This window comes from Actinomadura madurae, assembly GCF_900115095.1.
GTDB lineage: Bacteria > Actinomycetota > Actinomycetes > Streptosporangiales > Streptosporangiaceae > Spirillospora > Spirillospora madurae.
The window spans coordinates 184,850-204,838 of the sequence record NZ_FOVH01000012.1 but is presented as its reverse complement, the minus strand read 5'-3'; the positions used below and the strand labels follow the sequence as shown (position 1 = coordinate 204,838).

The 19,989-nt window shown below is 70.3% G+C and carries 20 protein-coding genes; 14 read left to right on the top strand and 6 right to left on the bottom strand.

Annotated features, from left to right (window positions below; all coding sequences use genetic code 11):
• Window positions 1-85: 85 nt before the first annotated feature.
• Window positions 86-853, top strand: coding sequence for an SDR family NAD(P)-dependent oxidoreductase (locus BM339_RS30495; protein ID WP_075023081.1), 768 nt, complete (start codon window positions 86-88; stop codon window positions 851-853).
• A gap of 158 nt (window positions 854-1,011) precedes the next feature.
• Here BM339_RS30495 and BM339_RS30490 read toward each other — a convergent pair whose 3' ends face one another.
• Entirely contained in the window at window positions 1,012-2,241 is a 1,230-nt protein-coding gene (locus BM339_RS30490) for an amidohydrolase family protein (protein WP_075023080.1), read from the bottom strand.
• Between the two features lie 172 nt (window positions 2,242-2,413).
• Here BM339_RS30490 and BM339_RS30485 point away from each other — a divergent pair, with 172 nt between their 5' ends.
• From BM339_RS30485 to BM339_RS30475, 3 genes are read left to right on the top strand one after another with little or no spacing between them, the layout of a single operon-like run.
• Window positions 2,414-3,499, top strand: coding sequence for an acyl-CoA dehydrogenase family protein (locus BM339_RS30485; RefSeq protein WP_075023079.1), 1,086 nt, complete (start codon window positions 2,414-2,416; stop codon window positions 3,497-3,499).
• Window positions 3,499-4,659, top strand: coding sequence for an acyl-CoA dehydrogenase family protein (locus BM339_RS30480; RefSeq protein ID WP_021591960.1), 1,161 nt, complete (start codon window positions 3,499-3,501; stop codon window positions 4,657-4,659). The genes BM339_RS30485 and BM339_RS30480 overlap by 1 nt, the downstream gene beginning before the upstream one ends.
• 19 nt (window positions 4,660-4,678) lie before the next feature.
• Window positions 4,679-5,530, top strand: coding sequence for an acyl-CoA thioesterase (locus tag BM339_RS30475; protein WP_021591961.1), 852 nt, complete (start codon window positions 4,679-4,681; stop codon window positions 5,528-5,530).
• 54 nt (window positions 5,531-5,584) lie between these two features.
• Here BM339_RS30475 and BM339_RS30470 read toward each other — a convergent pair whose 3' ends face one another.
• On the bottom strand, window positions 5,585-6,478 hold the full coding sequence (locus BM339_RS30470; protein WP_021591962.1) for an enoyl-CoA hydratase: 894 nt from the start codon (window positions 6,476-6,478) through the stop codon (window positions 5,585-5,587).
• Window positions 6,479-6,785: 307 nt separating this feature from the next.
• Window positions 6,786-7,433 carry a TetR/AcrR family transcriptional regulator gene (locus BM339_RS30465; protein ID WP_021591963.1) on the bottom strand — a complete coding sequence of 216 codons (648 nt, stop codon included), beginning with the start codon at window positions 7,431-7,433 and terminating at the stop codon, window positions 6,786-6,788.
• 112 nt (window positions 7,434-7,545) lie between these two features.
• Between BM339_RS30465 and BM339_RS30460 the strand changes: the two genes are divergently transcribed.
• From BM339_RS30460 to BM339_RS30435, 6 genes are all read left to right on the top strand, one after another.
• Complete coding sequence (locus tag BM339_RS30460) at window positions 7,546-8,835, top strand: acyl-CoA dehydrogenase family protein (protein WP_075023078.1); 1,290 nt, start codon at window positions 7,546-7,548, stop codon at window positions 8,833-8,835.
• Window positions 8,832-9,869, top strand: coding sequence for a phosphotransferase family protein (locus BM339_RS51815; RefSeq protein WP_075023077.1), 1,038 nt, complete (start codon window positions 8,832-8,834; stop codon window positions 9,867-9,869). The genes BM339_RS30460 and BM339_RS51815 overlap by 4 nt, the downstream gene beginning before the upstream one ends.
• Window positions 9,866-10,636, top strand: a complete 771-nt coding sequence (locus BM339_RS30450; protein WP_021591966.1) for an SDR family NAD(P)-dependent oxidoreductase — start codon at window positions 9,866-9,868, stop codon at window positions 10,634-10,636. The genes BM339_RS51815 and BM339_RS30450 overlap by 4 nt, the downstream gene beginning before the upstream one ends.
• A gap of 10 nt (window positions 10,637-10,646) precedes the next feature.
• Window positions 10,647-11,630, top strand: coding sequence for an NADPH:quinone oxidoreductase family protein (locus tag BM339_RS30445; protein ID WP_075023076.1), 984 nt, complete (start codon window positions 10,647-10,649; stop codon window positions 11,628-11,630).
• Between the two features lie 96 nt (window positions 11,631-11,726).
• A complete protein-coding gene (locus tag BM339_RS30440; protein WP_075023075.1) occupies window positions 11,727-12,257 on the top strand; it encodes a DoxX family protein in 531 nt (176 codons plus the stop codon).
• A gap of 38 nt (window positions 12,258-12,295) precedes the next feature.
• Window positions 12,296-13,063 (top strand): enoyl-CoA hydratase/isomerase family protein, encoded by a 768-nt coding sequence (locus tag BM339_RS30435; RefSeq protein ID WP_021591969.1) that lies wholly within the window; start codon window positions 12,296-12,298, stop codon window positions 13,061-13,063.
• Between the two features lie 15 nt (window positions 13,064-13,078).
• On the opposite strand, the gene BM339_RS30430 is transcribed toward BM339_RS30435, so the two are convergent.
• Complete coding sequence (locus BM339_RS30430) at window positions 13,079-13,948, bottom strand: alpha/beta fold hydrolase (protein WP_218163801.1); 870 nt, start codon at window positions 13,946-13,948, stop codon at window positions 13,079-13,081.
• A 191-nt stretch (window positions 13,949-14,139) separates the two neighbouring features.
• On the opposite strand from BM339_RS30430, the gene BM339_RS30425 reads away from it, so the two are divergent.
• The 4 genes from BM339_RS30425 (at window position 14,140) to BM339_RS30410 (ending at window position 18,319) form a co-directional block, all read left to right on the top strand.
• Complete coding sequence (locus BM339_RS30425; protein ID WP_024934056.1) at window positions 14,140-14,439, top strand: hypothetical protein; 300 nt, start codon at window positions 14,140-14,142, stop codon at window positions 14,437-14,439.
• A gap of 127 nt (window positions 14,440-14,566) precedes the next feature.
• On the top strand, window positions 14,567-16,102 hold the full coding sequence (locus BM339_RS30420) for a class I adenylate-forming enzyme family protein (RefSeq protein ID WP_177287820.1): 1,536 nt from the start codon (window positions 14,567-14,569) through the stop codon (window positions 16,100-16,102).
• A gap of 187 nt (window positions 16,103-16,289) precedes the next feature.
• Window positions 16,290-17,087: an enoyl-CoA hydratase/isomerase family protein gene (locus tag BM339_RS30415; protein WP_021591973.1), complete on the top strand. Its 798-nt coding sequence runs from the start codon at window positions 16,290-16,292 to the stop codon at window positions 17,085-17,087.
• 80 nt (window positions 17,088-17,167) lie between these two features.
• Window positions 17,168-18,319, top strand: a complete 1,152-nt coding sequence (locus BM339_RS30410) for an alpha-hydroxy acid oxidase (protein ID WP_075023074.1) — start codon at window positions 17,168-17,170, stop codon at window positions 18,317-18,319.
• Window positions 18,320-18,406: 87 nt separating this feature from the next.
• On the opposite strand, the gene BM339_RS30405 is transcribed toward BM339_RS30410, so the two are convergent.
• Together BM339_RS30405 and BM339_RS30400 are read right to left on the bottom strand one after the other, a co-directional pair.
• Window positions 18,407-19,066, bottom strand: a complete 660-nt coding sequence (locus tag BM339_RS30405; protein WP_476920302.1) for an NAD(P)H-binding protein — start codon at window positions 19,064-19,066, stop codon at window positions 18,407-18,409.
• Window positions 19,067-19,083: 17 nt separating this feature from the next.
• Window positions 19,084-19,989 carry a 3-hydroxyacyl-CoA dehydrogenase family protein gene (locus BM339_RS30400; protein WP_075023072.1) on the bottom strand — a complete coding sequence of 302 codons (906 nt, stop codon included), beginning with the start codon at window positions 19,987-19,989 and terminating at the stop codon, window positions 19,084-19,086.

Sequence of the window (19,989 nt, the reverse complement as noted above, 5' to 3'; positions counted from 1 at the left end):
AGTACAGTAGTCATGAGGGGCCCGGAACCGGTCCCTGCGGCCGGGCACACCAGTGACGCACGCAGCGCCTTCCCAAGGAGAGAACATGGACCTTTCCGGATCGTCCGCACTCGTGACCGGCGGCGCCGGCGGCTTCGGCGCGGCGACCACCCGCAGGCTCGTCGCCGCGGGGGCGAAGGTGGTCATCGCGGACCTCGCGGAGGAGAAGGGCAAGGCGCTCGCGGACGAGCTCGGCGACACGGCGGCCTTCGTGCCCACCGACGTCACCAGCGACGAGTCCGTGGACGAGGCGATCGCGGCCGCGGCCGGGCTGGCCCCACTGCGCACGACCGTCATCGTCCACGGTGGACCGGTCGCCGCCCGGCGGATGGTGAACCGCAAGGGCGAGGCCTACTCCGCCGACATCTTCGCCACTACCGTCGACGTCTACCTCACCGGCACCTACCGCGTGATGAGCAAGGCCGCCGCGGCCATGGCCCAGAACGATCCGCTCGAGGACGACCAGCGCGGCGTCGTGATCTCCACCGCCAGCATCGCCGGCTTCGAGGGTCAGGTGGGCCAGAGCGACTACTCCGCCGCCAAGGGCGGGGTGATCGGCCTGACCCTGACCGCGGCGCGCGACCTCGCGCCGACCGGGGTCCGGGTCATGTGCATCGCCCCCGGCACGTTCTTCACGCCCGCGTACCGGATGAGCGAGGAGGAGGCGCAGGCGAAGTGGGGCCCGGGCGTGCCGAACCCCAAGCGCATGGGCCACGCCGACGAGTACGCCCGGCTGGCACGGCACATCGCCGAGAACGACTACCTCAACGGCACGGTCATCCGCATCGACGGCGCGCTGCGCTTCAACATCTGAACGGCCATGCCCGCAGGCGCCCCTCGCGTGCGGCCGGCGGCCTGACCCAGTCGGCGTCGAGCGCCGGATCCGACACCTTGTTCAGCTCGTTCCGCTGAGTACAAGCATTCGGGGGGTTCGCGCACGCGCGAACCCCCCGAGGTCGACCGTCCTGCCCATCAGACCGGCACAGGCGCTTCCTCCTCGGCCTTGTAGACGACCGGCAGGCCCATGAAACGGCGCGTGTTGTCACCCATGAAGTCGTAGGTGCGCTTCTCGGACATGCCCTCGGCGTACTTGAAGTAGCCCTTCGGCTCCGCCAGGCCCTCGGGGTGCGGGTAGTCCGACCCGAACAGGACCTTGTCCCAGCCGACGGTGTTGACGACGTCCTCGACCGACCCCTCCCAGAACGGGCTGACCCAGATGTTGCGGCGGAACGCCTCAATCGGGTGCTCGGGGAACGAGGTCGGCTCCTTGGAGTACGAGACCTCGAGTTCGGTGAACAGCGACTGGATCCAGTGGCTGCCGTTCTCGATGCTCGCGATGCGCAGCTTCGGGAACCGGGTGAGCGTGCCATGGCAGATCAGGCTCGCCAGCATGTCCGCGATCTCGCGATGCCCCAGCACCACCCGGCGGAACGCGCTGCCGGCGAACGCGCTGTTCGTCGACGGCGGCTCCCACCTGTTGACGTAGTCGGTCAACGGCGGCTGGCTCGCGTGCAGCACGACCGGGATGTTCGCGTCCTGGACGTCGGCCCAGAACGGGTCGAACTCCGGCAGCGCCGGCGAACGCCAGCCCCGCAGGCCCTTCACCGGCGCCGGCTTCATGAGCACCACCTTGGCGCCGTTCTCGATGACGTACTCCAGCTCCCGCCGGGCGTCGTCGACGAGAGCGCAGCTGATGACCGGGGTCATGAACAACCGGTTCTGGTAGACGTACTGCCACTGGTCGAGCATCCAGCGGTTCAGCGCGTGCATGACCGCCACGACGAGCTCGGGGTCCTCCGCGGCCGAGTGCTCGACCAGGTTGGCCAGTGTGGGGTACACGAGCGTGCTGTCGACCCCCTGCTCGTCCAGGACCTTCATCCGGGCCTCGGGCTCCCGCCAGGCGGGAATCGAGTCGACGCCCCGGCCGCCGAGCTCCTTCAGCGACTTACTCTCCGGGTTGTTGCCGGAATAGAACGGCTCGTACGCACCCGGTGCGGCGACGCGGTCGAAGGTCGGGTTGGGGATGTAGTCCGTGATCTTGTTGAGGATCGCGATCCTCGTTCGCCTGCCGACCTGGACGAACTGCACGGCGGAGCGGTACTTCTCCGGCAGGTACCGGGTCAGCGCGTCCGGGGTCTCGTACATGTGCTGGTCGGCATCGAAGATCGGCGCATCGGTGAACTGAGGTGACGCCTCGGTCATGTGCTGGATCCTTCCCGGTCCGAACCTCTACTAAAGCCCATACTGTAGGGTACACTATTAAGCATTCTATAAGTTCCCGTCGTCAACCACCGCGGCCACGTCCAGTCCGGTGCGCAGAGACGTCCGCGACCGCTTGACCACGAGACCGGTCCGCACTCACCGGAAGAGGAACATGACCATCGAACTGCGCCGGAACGACTATTCCTTCGACGAGCAGCAGACCGAGGTCTGCGCGATGCTCGCCGGCTTCTTCGGCCGGCATTCACCCGCCGACGTGGTCCGCGCGGCCGAGCCACTCGGCTTCGACCCGGCGCTCTGGCAGAACGCCGAGCACGCCGGCATCGTCGGGCTGGCGTTGCCCGAGGCGCGCGGCGGCCAGGGAGCCGGGCTCGTCGAGCTGGCGTTCGCCGCGGAGGCCGCCGGCCGCACCCTCGCCCCCGTGCCACTGGCCGACCACGCGGTGGCGGCCCGCGCCCTCTGCCGCCTCGACGGCGGCGGCATCGACGTGGACGCGGCCGTTTCCGGTGAGACGATCTACTCCCTGGCACCGCTGTCCCACGGTGGTTCGGGGCGGCACCTGGTCCCCAGCGGCGCCCTGGCGCACGGGGTGCTCGCCCGCCGCGGCACCGAGCTGGTGCTGCTGCGCCGGGACACCCCGCCACCTCAGACGGCCAACGACGCCGCAGCGCCGGTCGCCTTGTGGGACCCGGCGGATCCGGAGGTCTCACAGACCGTTCTGGCTACCGGCGACGTCGCCGAGGAAGCGTGGCGGAAAGCGCTTTCCGAGTGGCGGGTCGTCACCGCCGCGGCGCTGGTGGGCCTCGGCGACGGGGCGGTCGCGCTGGCCCGCGACTACGCGCTGGAACGGCACCAGTTCGGCGTCCCGATCGCGACGTTCCAGGCGGTCGGCCACCGTCTGGTCGATGCGCACGAGGCCGTCGAAGCGGCGCGAAACCTCACGCTGAAGGCGGCCTGGTTCCAGTCCGAGGAACCCTTGACACGCCCGGAGTTGCCGGTGATGGCTCTCGCCAACGCGGCCCGGGTCGCGCCCCGGATCACCGGCGACTGCGTGCACGTCCACGGCGGCTTCGGCCTCATGCTCGAGTCGGACATCAGTCTGTACCATCGCCGATCCGCGCTCTGGGGCCGGCTCGGCGGCGGCAGCCGCATCCACCTCGCCGAGATCGCCACCGCACTGGACCGCGTCGAGCGGCGCCCGGTGCCCGGCCGTTCCCTCGTCGCCACCGGGGGTGCGTGATGGACTTCAGCCGGATCGAGCTCGACGACGAGCAGCGGGCCTTCGAAGCGGAAGTGCGCGAGGTCTTCGAGAACCACTGGACACCCGACCCGCACGCGCTGAATCTGGACCACGAGCGCCCGAGCAAGGAGCTCATCGAGCAACTGGCCGAGCGCGGGTGGGTGCACCCCCGCAGCCCGCGGTCGCGGGGCGGCGCGGAGCTCGACGCGGTCCGGGCCCGGATCCTCGACCTGCTGCAGGTCGAGTACCGCGTGCCAAGGTTCGGCAACGGCCTGATACTGCCCACGGTGCGCAAGTACGGCTCGGACCAGCTGCGAGCGACGGCGCTGCCGGCGCTGGAGAGCGGCCGGGCGTCGTTCTGCCTCGGCTACAGCGAACCCGACAGCGGCTCGGACATGGCCGCCGCGCGCACCCGGGCCGTGCGGGACGGCGACGAGTGGGTGATCAACGGCGCGAAGATGTTCACCACCTACGCCGAGATCGCCGACTACGTGTTCCTGCTGGCGCGGACCGGCCCGGTGGAGGAGAAGCACCGGTCGCTCACGATGTTCCTGGTCCCGATGGACACTCCCGGCATCGAGGTGAAACCCATCAGCGCCATGGGGCACGTGGGCACCAATATGACCTTCTATCGGGACGTCCGGGTGCCCGACAGCTACAGGCTCGGTCCGGTCGGCGAGGGATGGCGGGTCGTCTCCGAACCGCTCGCCACCGAGCACGGTGCCGGCGAGGGAAGCGAGCTGGCCGAGCTGAACGGCTCGATGGGCTCGGCGTTCGTCCGCACCCTGGAGGAGATGCTCGACCTGGCGGTCGAATGGGCGCGGACCACCGAGCTGGAGCCCGGCGTCCTCGCCATCGACGATCCGCTCGTGCGGCACGCTCTCGCCGGTGTCCTGCTCGACATCGAGGTGGAGTGGAACACGCCTTCGGAGTTCGGGAAGGTCACGGCATCGGAGACGTTGCTGCGCGACGCGGAGCTGCTGGTCGACCTGATGGCACCCGCCGGGGTGCTGGCCGAGGGGGCCGACGGAGCGGCCGCCCAGGGCAGCGCGGCGTGGGCCCGGGCCATGGCCCCGGCCACGCAGATCTACGGCGGCACCACGGACATCTGGCGGAACAACGTGGGCCGGAGTTCGCTCGGCCTGCCCCGCAGCCGATGAGCGAGACGAGGAAAACAGGATGCTGACGGCGATTCAGGCGCTGGAGCTGACCAGTCCGGCCGCGGACGAGTTCCGCGGCGAAAGTGTGCTGGTCGGGGACGGTCGGCCGGTCTTCGGCGGACAGCTGATGGGCCAGGTGCTGATGGCGGCGGCCGCCTCGCACGGCGACAAGGTCGTGCGGTCGCTGCAGATCATGTTCCCGCGCGCCGGCGATGTGGCTCAGCCGCTCGAATTCTCGGTCGACACGCTGCACTCGGGACGCACGATGGCCACCGTCGGGGTGGCCGTGCGGCAGGGGCAGCGGCACATCAGCCGGGCCACGGTCCTGCTCGACACCGAGGAAGAGGACGTCATCCGGCATGCGCCGCCGCTGCCGGCGGTCGGCGACCCGGAGCAGGCCAAGCCCGCCGAGAACCTGAGCCACCACGGGGCCGAGGTGCGGATCGTCGGCGACGTGGACCTCGGCGACCCGGAGCAGGTCGGACCGCCCGAGGTCGCGGTGTGGGTCCGGTGGCCGGACGCGCCGCGCGGGGACCGTGCCCGCAACCACGCGATCTCGGCCTGGTACACCGACAACATGCTGATCGGGGCGGCGATGCGCCCGCACGCGGGCGTCGGCGGCAGCATGGCACACGCCTCGCTGTCCACGGGCGTTGTCACGCACACGCTCACGTTCCACGAAGCGTCCGACGCCGCGGACTGGCACCTGCTGGCCAACGATGCCGCGTACGCCGGCAGGGGCCGCGTCTACGGAACCGGCCGGCTCTTCACGCAGGACGGGACACTCGTGTCGTCCTTCAGCCAGGACTCGATGATCCGGCGCTTCCCCGGGCACGTCAGTGCGCGCGGGCCGCAGTCCGGCGCCATGTAGCCACGCGAGAACGGCCGGCACACGATGCGCGTGCCGGCCGTTCTCGTTACCGGGCTACGGCTCGCTGACGACGGCGGGCCGGACCGGCGGCGCCTCGTTCCATGCCGGCACCCCCAGCTCGGGCGTTCCGGCGGGGTATCCCCCGGTCCGCTCGGCCCACCCGCTGTGATTGATCTGGTGCATGCTGAAGCAGGCGTTGAGCGCGTTGGTGAATCCCATGTTGTCGACCGTCTGGTTCACCGACTCCTTGATGAGCAGCGCCGCCATCGTGTCGATCCGCGCGATCCGCCGGGCGAAGTCGACCGTGCGGTCGGACAGGGTGTCCGCCGGGAAGATCTTGCCCACCATGCCCAGGCGGTGCGCCTCCTCGGCGTCGATCGAGTCGCCGGTGAGCATCAGCTCCTTGGCCTTGCGGGGCCCGAACTCCCACGGGTGGCCGAAGTACTCGACACCGCACATCCCGAGCCGCGTCCCGACCACGTCCGCGAACTCGGTGCCCTCGGCCGCGACGATCAGGTCGCAGGCCCACATCAGCATCAGGCCGGCCGCGTACACCTTGCCGTGCACCTCGGCGATCGTGATCTTGCGCAGGTCCCGCCACCGCAGCGTGTTCCGGAAGAAGTAGTGCCACTCCTGGGTCATCCGCGCCTCGGGCCTCGGGCGGGTGCCGCCGTTCATCGCGTACGTCGGGTGCTGGTCCGGGCCGGGCTCGCGCTCGGCGACCGACAGGGCCGAACCCATGTCGTGGCCGGCGGTGAACATCTTTCCCGCACCGCGCAGGATCACGACCCGGACGGTGTCATCGGCCTCGGCGGCCAAGAACGCGTCGTTCAGCTCCACGAGCATCCCGCGGTTCTGCGCGTTGCGCGCCTCCGGGCGATTGAGGGTGATGCGGGCGATCGTGCCCTCGTCCAGTGTCTCGTAGGTGATGAAGGTGTACTCACTCATGAGGCGTCTCCTGACGGCGTTGTCGTTGTTCGTCGCCGCGCTCCCCGGCCGCGAGCCGACCCTCGAGTTGCTCCGGCGCACGTGGCCCGATGATCGAGGACGTCGGACCGCTCCGGCCGGGACCACCTGGACACCGGTGTCGCCCAGCCTGCGCGGTTCGGTGTCCGAACTCCTCGGGCCGGTCTCGCGAATACTACCGTATGGGATACGGTTGGTGCGTTGACCATCCCCTGGCCGGGCGCGGCGGAACCTCGCGATCACCTCGGCGCCGAAGCGCCGAAGCGCCGAGGTCGCCGCAGGAGGCACCTCAGCCGGTGGCGGCGACACCTATCGCGGCCAGGCAGAACCGTACGAGATGGCCGCACTCCGCGGGAGTCGGCGCCGTGCCGTCCTGGGAGTGCCGCCTGAGCACGGCGAAGGTGAGATCGAAGACGGCGCCGGTGTCCAGGTCGACCTGCCTGCTTCCCGCCGCCCGCACGGCCTCGCGCAGGAGGTCGCGCACCTTGCCGAGACCTCCCGCACCGGCTTCGGCGACGGCCCGTTCCCCCAGATTGCTGACGATGGCCCGGCTCTGCCGAGCCGCGGTATCGTCGATGACCTGGGCCAGCACGCCGCGAACCCAGGCCTCGATCTGTTCGGCCGGACCGGACGCTTTCGCGACCTTGTGCGCGAGGAAGCCGTACACCCGGTCGGTGCCGCGCTCGAGCGCCGCCCGCAGCACCTCGTCCTTGCCGCTGAAATAGCGGTAGAACGCCTGGTTGGACGTGCCCGCCTCGGCGACGATGTCGGCCACCCGCGGCGCGTTGGGTGCGGCGCGCGCGGCCACCCGCAGGGTGGCGTCGAGAATGTCCTCCACCTCCCGCTCGGCATCCCCGCGCCGCTTGGACAGCGCGCGTTCGACCGCGACGCGGACGGCCGGATCGGGGCTCTCGGCGGGCTCTGCGGGCAGCGACATGGAAGTCCTCCAAGGAGTGCGGAGTCGGCATCCTCGCCGTGCAGAATGTTGATTCTCGATCGAGAGTATGCCTATTCTGCCGATCTTATCACCGTGCCGCACAGGAGCCGTCATGACCTGGGACTTCACCGTCGAACCCGACTTCGCAGAGCTGTTGACCTGGGCCGAGGCGTTCGTCACCGGCAAGGTGTACCGGCTGGACGCGTTGTGGCCGCACGACACCTACCGGCCACTGACCGACGAGCAGCGCCGGGTGATCGACCCGCTGAAGCAAGCGGTGCGGGACAAGAAACTGTGGGCCTGCCACCTCGGGCCCGAACTTGGCGGCCAGGGCTACGGTCAGCTGAAGCTGGCCATGCTCAACGAGATCCTCGGCAGGTCGATCTGGGCCCCGCGCATCTTCGGCACACAGGCGCCCGACACCGGTAACGCGGAGATCATCGCCCACTACGGCACGCCGGAGCAGAAGGCGCGCTTCCTCGAACCGTTGCTCGAAGGCGACATCGTGTCGTGCTTCTCGATGACCGAGCCCCAGGGCGGCGCCGACCCCGGTGTCTTCGTGACCCGCGCGGAGCAGGACGGGGACGACTGGGTCATCAACGGCACCAAGTTCTTCTCGTCCAACGCGCGCTGGGCGAGCTTCTTCATCGTCATGGCGGTCACCAGCCCGGACGCGCCGGTGAACAAGCGCATGTCGATGTTCCTCGTCCCGGCGGAGACTCCGGGAATCGACATCGAGCGCAACCTGGCGCATGCGGGGGAGCAACCGGACGACGGCGCCGAAGCGCTCGTCCATTACCGCGACGTCCGTGTTCCGTCGTCGGCCCTGCTCGGCGCCGAGGGTGACGCGTTCGGCGTCGCCCAGACGCGCCTCGGCGGAGGGCGCGTCCACCACGCGATGCGTTCGGTCGGCGGGGCGCAGCGATGCCTCGACATGATGGCCGAGCGCGCCCTGTCCCGCACCACCAAGGGCGAACCGCTGGGCCGCAAGGGCGCCGTGGAGGCGATGCTCGCCGACTCCTACCTGGAGATCCAGCAGTTCCGGCTGCTCGTCATGTACACCGCCTGGCAGATCGACAAGTACAACGACTACAACCGGGTTCGCAAGGACATCGCGGCGATCAAGGTGCAGACCCCGAGGGTGCTCGAAGCGGTCGCCCGCCGCGCCATCCAGGTCCACGGCGCGCTCGGCACGACCTACGACCTGCCCCTGCTCCGGTTCTACCTCGCGGGTATGTCGCTGGCGCTGGCCGACGGGCCCACCGAGGTGCACCAGGGCACTGTCGCCAGGCAACTGCTGCGCGGCTACTCCCCCGCCCCCGGTCTCTGGCCGACCGAACACATTCCGACGCTCCGCGCCCAGGCCGAGGCCGACCTGCTCGGAAAGGGAACCACCCGATGACCGCCACCGGAACCGGGCTCGACACGAATGCACTCGTGTCCTGGATGGACAGTGCCGGGCTGCCCGGAAAGGGCGCTCCGCTGGAATGGGGCTTCATCTCGGGCGGCAGCCAGAACCAGATCTTCGAGATCCGCCGCGGGGACCTGCACGCGGCGCTGCGCATCCCGCCCGCCACCGCGCCGGCTTCGCGCGACGAAGGCATCCTGCGCGAGTGGCGGATCATCGAAGCGCTCGACGGCACCGACGTGCCCCACACCGCGGCGATCGGAATGTGTTCCGACCCCGCCGTGCTGGATCGGCCGTTCTACCTCATGGGATTCGTCGACGGCTGGTCACCGGTCGGCGGGGACGACTGGCCGGCGCCGTTCGACAAGGATCTCACCACCCGCCCCGGCCTGGCCGAGCAACTGGTGGACGGCGTCGTGCTGATGGGCGCCGTCGACTGGCGGGCGCGCGGCCTCGGCGATCTGGGTCGCCCCGACGGATTCCACGACCGCCAGGTGCCGCGCTGGACCAGGTTCTACGACCGAGTCCGGGCCCGCGAGGTGCCGGGCTACGACGAGGCGACCCGCTGGCTCGCCGAACACCGTCCCCTCGACTTCGTGCCCGGCATCATGCACGGCGACTACCAGTTCGCGAACGTCATGTACCACCACGGAGCGCCGGCCCGGCTCGCCGCGGTCATCGACTGGGAAATGGGCACCGTCGGCGATCCGAAGCTCGACCTCGGCTGGCTCATGCACTCCTGGCCCGAGGACACCGCGGCCCATGGCGCGGACGGCTACGTCGCCCTCACCGGGATGCCCGGCCGCACCGCGCTCATCGAGTACTACGCCGAGCGCTCCGGCCGCCAGGTCGACGACATGGACTACTACCAGGTGCTCGCGAAATGGAAGCTCGCGATCGTTCTGGAGCAGGGCTACCAGCGCGCCGGCGACGACACGAAGCTGCTGTCCTTCGGCAAGACGGTGCTGGACCTGATGGCCGGTGCCGCCGAACTCGCGGCCACGAGCGACTACCGGGGTGCCCGGTGAGCGGTCCCGCGGAGTGGCTGGACCTGTCGGGCAGGGTCGCGGTCGTCACCGGCGGCAGCCGGGGCATCGGCCGGGCCGTCGCCGGCGGCCTCGCCGCCGCGGGTGCCGACGTCGTCGTCGCGAGCCGCAAGCTCACCGCGTGCCAGGCCGCGGCCGACGAGATCAGGCGGGCCACCGGGCGCCGGGCGGTGGGGCTGGAGGTCAACGTCAGCCGCTGGGACGAGTGCGACCGCCTCGTCGATGCCGTCTACGACGCCTTCGGTGCCTGCCACGTGCTCGTGAACAACGCCGGAATGTCCCCGCTCTACCCCGATCTGGTGTCGGTCACCGAGGCGCTCTATGACAAGACGCACGCCGTCAACGCCAAGGGGCCGTTCCGGCTGGCGACGCTGTTCGGGTCGCGGATGCACGCCGGTGCCGGCGGGTCGATCATCAACATCTCGACGGCCGGCTCGTTGCGGCCGCATGTGATCGACCTGCCGTACGCGATGGCGAAGGCCGGGCTCAACGCCATGACGCTCGGGCTGGCCGGGGCATGGGCGCCGAAGGTGCGGGCGAACCTCGTGCTCCCGGGCGCGTTCGACACCGACGTCACCAGGGCGTGGCCGCCCGAGCAGAAGCGGCGGAGCGGGGAGTCCAACCCGATGGGGCGCATCGGCCGGCCCGAGGATCTCGTCGGGCTGTGCGTGTTCCTCGCGTCCGACGCCTCGGGTTACCTCAATGGCGCGCAGGTCCTCGCCGACGGTGGGGCATTCCGGACTCTGTGAGGAGATGCCGATGAAAGCAGCCCGAGTCACCGCCTACGGGCCGGTCGAGAACCTGCGGGTGGAGGAGGTCGACGATCCGGTGGCCGGGCCCGGCGAGGTGGTGGTCGACATCGCCGCCGCGGCGGTGAACTACCCGGACCTGCTCATCATGAACGGCGGCTACCAGGTGCGCTGGCCGCTCCCGCTGACGCCGGGCTCGGAGTTCGCCGGGACGGTCCGCACGGTCGGTCCCGGCGTCACCGGCCTGGTGGCGGGCGACCGGGTCGCGGGCACCGCGGCGATCGGCGCGTTCGCCGAGCGGATCGCCGTGCGCGCCGACGCGCTGTGGCCGGTGCCCGCGGATGCCGGTTTCGCCGAGGCGGCCGCCTTCCGGGTCACCTACCTCACCGCCTATCACGCGGTCCGCAGCGTCGCCGCGGTGCGCACCGGCACCCAGGTCGTGGTGCTCGGCGCGGCCGGCGGTGTCGGCCTGGCCGCCGTCGAGGTCGCGGCCGCACTGGGCGCCCGCGTGGTCGCCGCCGTCTCCACCCCGGCGAAGGCCGGTATCTGCCGGGAACGAGGCGCGCACGAGACGATCGACTACAGCCGGGAGAACCTCAAGGAGCGGATCAAGGAGCTCACCGGGGGCGGCGCCGACGTGGTGATCGACCCGGTCGGCGGGCAGTACAGCGAACCGGCGCTGCGCGCCCTGGCGTGGGGTGGCCGCTTCGTCTGCCTCGGGTTCGCCAGTTCCGCAATCCCCGCCATCCCGCTCAATCTCGTACTGCTCAAGGGGCTCGTCGTGTGCGGCATGGAGATCCGCACCTTCGCCGAACACCGCCCCGAGGACGCCCGGCGCGACGAGGACGAACTGTTCGAGCATTTCCGCACCGGGCGGCTCCGGCCGCACGTCGGCGGGCGCTACGCACTGGACGACGTCGCGGACGCGCTCGCCGCGGTGCGCGACCGGCAGGCGATCGGCAAGCTGGTCGTCACCATGGGCGGCGCGAACTGACGCCGTTGTCTCGATCGAACTCCGGTGATAAATTACCGAAATTATTGTCGTAAGCCTTACCGCAGATCAGACAGCCGGCCGCATGGGGAGAACGAAGTGAAGAACCGCAGGCAATCCCGCCGCAAGTCGTCCGACGGGGACCTCGCCAGACTGATCCTCCGGGGCGCCATCGCCGGCACGATGATCGCGCACGGCGTGCGACACGGTCGCACCCTCGACGGCACGGCGGGCTGGTTCTCCTCGATCGGGTTCCGGCAACCACGGCTGCAGGCCCAGCTGAGCTCGGTCGTCGAGATCGGCTCCGGCGCGGCCGTCGCCGTGGGCGCACTGACGCCCCTGAGCACCGCCGCGATCGTGGGCACGATGGGCGTGGCCTACCAGACGGTGCACCGCCCGAACGGCTACTTCATCGTTTCCGAGGGCTGGGAGTACGTCGCTTTCATCAGTGCGGCCGCGACCGCCCTGTCGGCCCTGGGCAGCGGCCGGTTCAGCCTTGACCGCGCCCTGGGCGCCGACAAGGTCGGCACGCCGTTGACCCGCGCACTCGTCACGGTGCTGGTCGGCGCCGGCGGTGCGGCCGGACAGCTGGCCGGGTTCTGGCGCCGTCCCGAACCCGCGGAAGCCTGACCCTCCGCCGAAATCATTACCGGAAGGTACCAACCGCCATGGATCTGCTACGCCGTCGTGAAGGCCCTGTCGAGGTCCTCACGCTCAACCGGCCGGACCAGCGCAACGCACTGAGCCCGGAGCTGATGGCCGACATCTCGACCGCGTTCCGCGAGTGCCTCGAGGACACCGGGGTGCGCGCGATCGTGCTGACCGGCGCGGGCGACCGGGCGTTCTGCGCCGGCATGGACCTCAAGGCCTTCGCGGAGCGCTCCCAGGCGTCCGGGCCGGCCGCCGACACCACACATTTCATGATGTTCAGCCAGGGCCGGTACCCCAAGCCGATCATCGGCGCCGCCAACGCGACCGCGGTCGCGGGCGGGTGGGAACTCCTCCTCAACTGCGACATCGTGGTCACGTCAGACAAGGCGAAGTTCGGGCTCCCCGAGGTCAAGCGCGGCCTGTTCGCCGCCGGCGGCGGGACCACGCTGCCCGGCCGGATCCCGCTCGGGATCGCACTCGAACTGGGCCTGACCGGCGATCTCATCGACGCCGCGCGGGCGTACGAGCTGGGCCTGGTCAACCGTGTCGTCCCGGCCGAGGACGTGCTCGACACCGCGCTGGACGTCGCCAGGCGCATCGGCGAGAACGGCCCGCTGGGCGTCCTCGCGACGAAGAAGCTGATGCGTGTGGCGTTCACCGACGGCGTCGCCGCGGCGCGCGCGGCGCAGGAGGGCGAGCGTGCGAAGGTGTTCGAGAGCGAGGACGCGCTCGAAGGCGCTCGCGCTTTCGCGGAGAAGCGCGAACCGCGATGGAAGGGCCGGTGACCCGGCCCTTCCGGGTCACACGGTATCGAGGAACCGCCTGACCTGATCAGTGAACGCGTCGTTGTCGTCACCGGCGACCATATGACCGGTGCCGGTGACGTCGACGGCCCTAGCGTGGGGTGCCAGGGACAGGAAGTCACGCACCCCGTCCTCGCTGAGCACATCGGACTGCACGCCACGGACGACGAGCGTCGGGACCCGGATCCGGCGGGCCGCCTCGCGCATGCGCTCCTCATCGCCGACCGGCCGGCCGTCACGTTCGGCCGGCGGCCGCATGAAGGCGGGATCCCAGTGCCAGTACCAGCGGCCGTTCTCGGCCTGGCGCACGTTCTTGCGCAGGCCGTCGAAACTGGCGGGGCGCGCCCGGTGCGGGTTGTAGTCGGACACGGCCGCGGCCACGTCCTCCAGCGTCTCGAAACCGTCGGCGGAATGGCGGCGCATGAACGCGCCGATCCGCTCGGCGCCGGCGGGTTCGATCCGCGGCGCCACGTCGACGAGCACGAGTGCGCGTGCGGACACCCGCTCCTCGGCCACGGCCACCAGCGAGGTCAGGCCGCCCAGGGACGCACCGACGAACACCGGCGGAGGCCCGCCGTCCTCGCCGAGTTGGGCGACCACCGCCGCGAGATCGGCCACGAGAGCGTCCATCGAGTAGTCGCCGTCAGGTGCCCAGCCGCTGTCGCCGTGCCCGCGCGTGTCGAGCGCGAGGGTGCGCCACCCGGCCCGCGCCAGTCTCCCGGCCGAACCCCGCCACGAATGGCGGGTCTGACCTCCGCCGTGGAGGAACAGCACAGTGCCCCTGGCGTCGTCGACCTGGCAGTCCTCGCCGGCCACCTCGACGCCCGCCGCGGGAATCCGCGTCACCACAGGCTCGATCAGGGTCATGCCGGGCCAACCTTGCCGGCCGATTTCGTCCGTATACTCACGAAGCCCCCTCTGGTTCGACGGTGGCAGGCACGCGGTCACGAGCGGATCGGCGCTCTTGACGGCTGTAGCCCATCTCTCGGATACTAGTACTGTATTCATTACAGTATGGCTCATCGCCAGCAACAGTACTCGTTGTCGAGGAGGACGATGTGAGCTTGGGGCCCGGTACCCGGTTGCGCGGCAGGAATTCGACGTGCGAGGTCATCGTCATCAAGGGAATCGACGGCCCGGCGGTGCTGATGTGCGCCGGCGCGGAGATGCGCGCGCCCGGTGCGGAGCCGGCCGCGCCGGAGCCTGTCGACGGTCCCCCGATCCTGCTGGGCAAGCGCTACAGCGACGACGAAAGTGGCGTCGAGGTCCTGTGCACGAAGGCCGGGCCCGGCCCGTTGACCGTCAACGACCGGGAACTCACCCAGAAGGCGGCGAAGGCCCTGCCGGCATCGGACTGAACGGTTGCGGCACGACGCCGATGCGCAGACCCGTTCAGACTCCTCTTCGTTAGAGGACCCTGTCATGGGCGGCCCCGGCGGACGTGCATCGTTCCAGGCGCCTGTTCCGCAGCAGAGGAGAAGAACGTTGATCCCCCGGCCATCTCTGTACTATCCGCGCCGCAATCTCGCGGACCACCTCGTGGCCACCGCCGACCGGCATCCCGAGAGCACCGCCGTCGTCAGCGGTGACCAGTCGATCTCGTTCCGCGAGCTCGACGCCATGGCGAATGCGCTCGCGCGGGCGTTCCTTGCGGCCGGGTTCCGCCCCGGCGACCGCGTCATGATGGCGGCGGCGAACGGGATCGAGTGGCCGATCACGCTCTTCGGCATCCTCCGCGCGGGCGGTGCGATCGTCGTGGTGAACCCCCGCTGGAATGCGGAAGAGCTGGCCAAGAGCGTCGCGCTCACGAACCCGAAGCTGATCATCACCGATGAGGTGTCACGCGTCGCGGCCGAGGCGACGGGCCGCCCACTGTGGACCATCGACCGCGAGACGAGCGGGACCTTCTGGAGCGCGATCCACGGCCAGAGCGCCGAGCCCGTCGAATCCGCGGAGCTGCGGTGGGAGCAGGACGAGGCCATGCTCTTCTTCAGCTCCGGCACCACGGGGGCGCCCAAGGCCGTCCGGCACAGCCATTACTCGCTCGGCGCCTCGGTCATCAACTGGAAGTCGGCGATCAGGCTGCGGTTCGCAGACCGCCAGCAGTTCCCGTTGCCCCTGTTCACCGGGTTCGGTGCCTCGACCATCATCGGGTCGGCGATGGCCGGGGCGACGCTGCACCTCACGACGGGCAACGATGCCGAGTCGATCGCGGCGGAGATGGAGCGGGAACGGATCACCCATTCCATGCTCGTGGCGCCTGTCGCCCAGAAGATCGCGGCACTGCCCGGCCTGGAATCGTTCGACGTGTCGTCGGTCCGCGTCCTCGTCTGGTGCGCGACGGCGGTGAACGAGTCGATCGCGAAGACGGTGACCGAGCGGACGGGCCTGCACTGGGTGATCGGCTACGGCATGACGGAGCTGCTCGGCCTGCACTGCAACCCGGCGGAGAGCCCGGAGCTGTGCCGGGTCGACTCCGTCGGCGTCCCGCGCTCGGACTGCGAGGTCCGGATCGTCGATCCGGCCACCTTGCAGGACGTCCCGCCGGGCACGGAGGGCGAGATCATCGCGCGGAGTCCCGCGCGCATGATCGGCTACCTGCCCGAGGACGCCGATGCCGACGTTCTCCTCGACGGCGGCTGGCTGCGGACCGGCGACATCGGACGGGTCGAACCCGGCGGGTGGCTGATCCTGACCGACCGGCTGAAGGATCTCATCAAGGTGTCGGGACTTCAGGTCGCGCCCGTCGAAGTGGAGTCGGCGATCCTGGCGCATCCGGCCGTCTCGGACTGTGCGGTCGTCGGGGCGCCGGACGAGCGGCGCGGCGAGACGCCGGTCGCCTTCGTCGTGCTGCGGGAGCCGGCGTCCGAGGAGGAGATCCGCACTTGGCTGGCCGGCAAGCTGAGCACCTACAAGGTGCCCTCCCGGCTGATCATGGTCACCGACATTCCGCGCACCGCGTCGGGGAAGATCCTGCGCCGCGAGTTGAGGAAGGAAGTCGCGGTCTCCCAAGCCCGCTAGCCGCCTCGTCGATCCGGCCGCCCTCGTGGCCCCCACCTCGGCGTCCAGCACCCGGCCGAGGTGGGTGACGACCTGCGGGCAATTGGGATCCTCATTAGGGGCAGATCCGCATTGACGCCCCGAGGTGACAGGAAGATAATGTCTCTATATATGATCCTGTTCTCTCTGTTCCGCTCGGGCGACCGGCATGACTGACGCCGTCATGCCGAACGGCGCAACGCACCCCGGACGAGTCACGGCGCGCCGCGCGCTGGAGCATGTTCAGCACATCGAGATGCACGGTGACGGTCGCAATTCGCTCGACCTGCGGTTGGTGTGCGAGCTGGCCGAGAGTCTGGAGACCGCCGCCGAGGACACCGATTGCCGGGCCGTGGTGCTCTCGTCCGCGGACCGCCACTTCTGTGCCGGCGCCACGTCGAAGTTCACCCCGGGTGGTTCCGCGTGGACCACATCCGACCTCTACCGCGAAGTACCACGGCTCTTCGCGTTCCCGAAACCGCTCGTCGCGGCGCTCAACGGCGCGACGGTCGGCGGCGGAGTGGGCCTCGCCCTGGTCGCCGACTGGCGGCAGATGGCCACGGACGCCAGGGCTCAGGTGAACTTCTCCCGGCTGGGATACACACCCGGCTTCGCGCTGACCCGCACGCTGCCCGATGTCGTCGGCCGCCACCGGGCGGCCGAGCTGATGATGTCGGGCCGCGCCGTGCCCGCGCAGGAGGCGCTCGCGATCGGGCTCTGCGACGGCGTCTCCGCCCCCCAGCGCCTCCTCGATGACGCCCTGGCCCAGGCGCGGACATTCGCCGAGGCGGCACCACAGCCCGCTCGGCTGCTGAAGCTCGCGACGCGGCGCCCGCTCCTGGCCGACCTCGAGCGGATACTCGCGGCGGAACTCGCGCAGCAGACCGCGCTGAAAACGACCGAGGACTACGCCGAAGGTATGGCGGCAGTCCAAGAACGCCGCACGGCTCGCTTCTTGGATCGATGACTGGCGAAGCGGCGACGGTGCTGGACTGAGCACACGGCACCGGACACGCCCGGCTCGCGATCGCGAAAGGGACACAGCAGATGGGTTTGGAGCGGCTGATCAATCTGGCCGACATCGAGCGAGCGGCACGACGGCGACTCCCCCGGCCGATCTTCGACATCATCGCCGGCGGTGCCGGCGACGAGGTCTCGTTGCGCGCCAACCAGGTCGCCTACGAGCGAATCCGGCTGCGCCCACGCGCGCTGGTGGACGTGAGCCGGCGCGACGTCGCCACAACGGTCCTCGGCAAGCCGGTGTCGATGCCGGTGCTGCTCGACCCGGCGGGCTACCAGCGCATGGCCAGCAGCGAAGCGGAGCTCGCCGTGGCCCGCGCGGCCGGTGCGATGGGGACCGGGTTCGCGTTGAGCACCGTCTCCAGCTATCCACTTGAGACGGTCGCCCAGCTGGCCACCGGCCCGAAATGGTTCCAGCTCTACCTGCCGCCCGGGGACGCCTCCGAGACCGCCGAACTGGTCGACCGCGCGGCGGCCGCCGGGTACGACGCCCTGTGCCTCACCGTCGACACCACGATGCGCGCGCTGCGCGAGCGGGACGTGCGCAACCGCTTCTCACTGCCGCTCAAGATGACCCCCCGGCTGCTCGCGGCCGGCGCCGTCCGGCCACGCTGGTCGCTGGACTTCCTGCGCGGCAGCGTGGGGCGCGGCACGGCGGCCGGATTCTCGCAGAAGATGTTGTCGATCAAAGCCGCCGGCAGCGCCCTCTCCAGCACGATGCGGCCGGTGACCGAGGCCGACTTCAAGCTGGTCCGCGAACGCTGGAGCGGCCCGCTGGTCATCAAGGGCATCCTCCGCGGTGACGAGGCGGCCAGGATGATCGAGATGGGCGCGGACGGTGTCGTCGTCTCCAATCATGGTGGGCGGCAGCTGGACGGAGTACCCGCGACCATCGAAGCGCTTCCCGAAATCGTCGACGCCGTCGGAGACCGCGGAGAGGTGTTCATCGACGGTGGTGTCCGGCGCGGGACCGACGTGGTCAAGGCGCTCGCGATCGGTGCGCGCGCGGTGCTCGTCGGACGCCCCTACGTCTACGGGCTGGCGATCGGCGGCGAGGCCGGCGTACGCCGGGTGCTGCAGATCCTTCATGACGAGACCGAGAACGCGATGGGCCTGCTCGGCTGCCGCTCGATCGACGAACTCAGCCGCGACTGCGTCCGGGTTCCCCGCGAGTGGTAGCGCCGCTCAGGCGTACCACTCACAAGGCTCGGCCCCCGCGTCGCCGAGCACGAGGCTGACCTTGCCGCGCATACCGGTGGCGGCCTCCTACGGCCGTTCCGGCGTGATCCGCACCACCGGGCCGCTGTTGCCGGCCGCCTCGGGATCCTCGACGATCCCCACGACGCGCTCGCCGATCTGTTCGGCCGTCAGCCACTCGGCGGACGCCTCGTGCCGGTTGCTGCGACCGTTCACCTTCGAAACGATCATCAGCTCGCGGATCACCGCTTCCCGGTTCTCCGCCTGGAGCCCCCGGTAGAGGTTGCGCTGCGCCGCCTGCACCATCGAGACCGGTGCCAGGCCTCGGGGCACGAAATCGGCCATCCCCCCGCCCACACCCAGATACACCGCGCGGTCCGCGAGCCTGGGAAGGAGCGCACGGGCCGCCGACAGGTGGGCGCCGACATAGCCGGCGAAATACGTCACCAACTCGTCGTAGGAGGTCGACAGCAGCCGTTGGGGCGACCACGGCACGCTGATCGTGTTCACCACGGACGTGCCGGGCCCGAGGTCGAGTGCGCCGGCCAGCGCGACGGCGGCCTCGTCTCCGTTGATGCTACCGGCCACCAGCTCGACCATCGGGCCGAACTCGGCTGCCAGCTCGTCGAGCGCCTGCTCGCGGCGGGCCACCGCGGTCACGGCCCACCCTCGGGCAAGGGCCGCCTCGACGACCCCCCGGCCGACGTCACCGGTGGCGCCGAGCACCACGAGACGGGAGGTCCGGGTCACCGCGGGTCGAGCGGGAGCGGGGCAGGCGGGTCGACCGAGTAGTCGTAGAACCCGGCGCCGGACTTGCGCCCGAGCCGACCGGCCTCGACCAGGGGTTTGATGACCTCGATGGTCTTGCGGTCACCCTCGTCGCCGTGGGCCGCGAAGCGGGACGACCGGGAGTCGAGCAGGACGTCGAGGCCGGAGAAGTCGGCGAGCTTGAACGGGCCGATCGGCCACCGCAGGCCGCGCTCGACGGCCAGGTCGATCTGGTCGAACGTGCTGACGCCGTCGGCGAGCAGCGAGAACGCCTCCCGTGAGGCCTCCCCCAGTATCCGGTTGACGAGGAACCCGTCGACGTCCTTGCGCAGCACGACGGCGGTACGGCCGATCCGCTCCGCCCAGGCCGCCGCCTCCCGCAGGATCGCCTCGTCGGTGTGCGGCGAGGCGACGATCTCGACGAGGTCCATGACCACCACGGGGTGGAAGAAGTGCATGTTGAGTGCCCGTGGCCGGTAGTCGGCGTCGCCGACGATCGTGGCCACCCGGATGTGGCTGGAGTTCGTGGCGATGCCGGCGTGCGCGGGAAGCAGCTTCGCGAGCCGGTTGAACACCGCCTGCTTGACGTCCAACCGCTCGACGACCGCCTCGACAGCCCAGTCGCAGCGCGGTGCCGCCGTGTCCACATCGGACGAGAAGGTCAGCCGGCCGAGCGTCGCCGCGGCCTCCTCACCGGTCTGGCGTCCCTTGCCGACGTTGCGTTGCACCAGACCCTCGATCTGGCTCCGCCCCCTGTCCAGCGCATCGGGCGAGATGTCGACGAGGTCGACGCCGACGCCGTGCAGCGCCGCCTGCAACGCGATCTGCGCGCCCATCGTGCCGGCTCCGACGACCAGGAGGCGGTGGGGTGTGCCGTTACTCAT

Excerpts from the sequence above, each read along its gene's own strand:
- BM339_RS30495 (WP_075023081.1), top strand. The coding sequence starts at position 86 with ATGGACCTTTCCGGATCGTCCGCACTCGTGACCGGCGGCGCCGGCGGC.
- BM339_RS30490 (WP_075023080.1), bottom strand. The coding sequence starts at position 2,241 with ATGACCGAGGCGTCACCTCAGTTCACCGATGCGCCGATCTTCGATGCC.
- BM339_RS30485 (WP_075023079.1), top strand. The coding sequence starts at position 2,414 with ATGACCATCGAACTGCGCCGGAACGACTATTCCTTCGACGAGCAGCAG.
- BM339_RS30480 (WP_021591960.1), top strand. The coding sequence starts at position 3,499 with ATGGACTTCAGCCGGATCGAGCTCGACGACGAGCAGCGGGCCTTCGAA.
- BM339_RS30475 (WP_021591961.1), top strand. The coding sequence starts at position 4,679 with ATGCTGACGGCGATTCAGGCGCTGGAGCTGACCAGTCCGGCCGCGGAC.
- BM339_RS30470 (WP_021591962.1), bottom strand. The coding sequence starts at position 6,478 with ATGAGTGAGTACACCTTCATCACCTACGAGACACTGGACGAGGGCACG.
- BM339_RS30465 (WP_021591963.1), bottom strand. The coding sequence starts at position 7,433 with ATGTCGCTGCCCGCAGAGCCCGCCGAGAGCCCCGATCCGGCCGTCCGC.
- BM339_RS30460 (WP_075023078.1), top strand. The coding sequence starts at position 7,546 with ATGACCTGGGACTTCACCGTCGAACCCGACTTCGCAGAGCTGTTGACC.
- BM339_RS51815 (WP_075023077.1), top strand. The coding sequence starts at position 8,832 with ATGACCGCCACCGGAACCGGGCTCGACACGAATGCACTCGTGTCCTGG.
- BM339_RS30445 (WP_075023076.1), top strand. The coding sequence starts at position 10,647 with ATGAAAGCAGCCCGAGTCACCGCCTACGGGCCGGTCGAGAACCTGCGG.
- BM339_RS30435 (WP_021591969.1), top strand. The coding sequence starts at position 12,296 with ATGGATCTGCTACGCCGTCGTGAAGGCCCTGTCGAGGTCCTCACGCTC.
- BM339_RS30430 (WP_218163801.1), bottom strand. The coding sequence starts at position 13,948 with ATGACCCTGATCGAGCCTGTGGTGACGCGGATTCCCGCGGCGGGCGTC.
- BM339_RS30415 (WP_021591973.1), top strand. The coding sequence starts at position 16,290 with ATGACTGACGCCGTCATGCCGAACGGCGCAACGCACCCCGGACGAGTC.
- BM339_RS30410 (WP_075023074.1), top strand. The coding sequence starts at position 17,168 with ATGGGTTTGGAGCGGCTGATCAATCTGGCCGACATCGAGCGAGCGGCA.
- BM339_RS30400 (WP_075023072.1), bottom strand. The coding sequence starts at position 19,989 with ATGAGTAACGGCACACCCCACCGCCTCCTGGTCGTCGGAGCCGGCACG.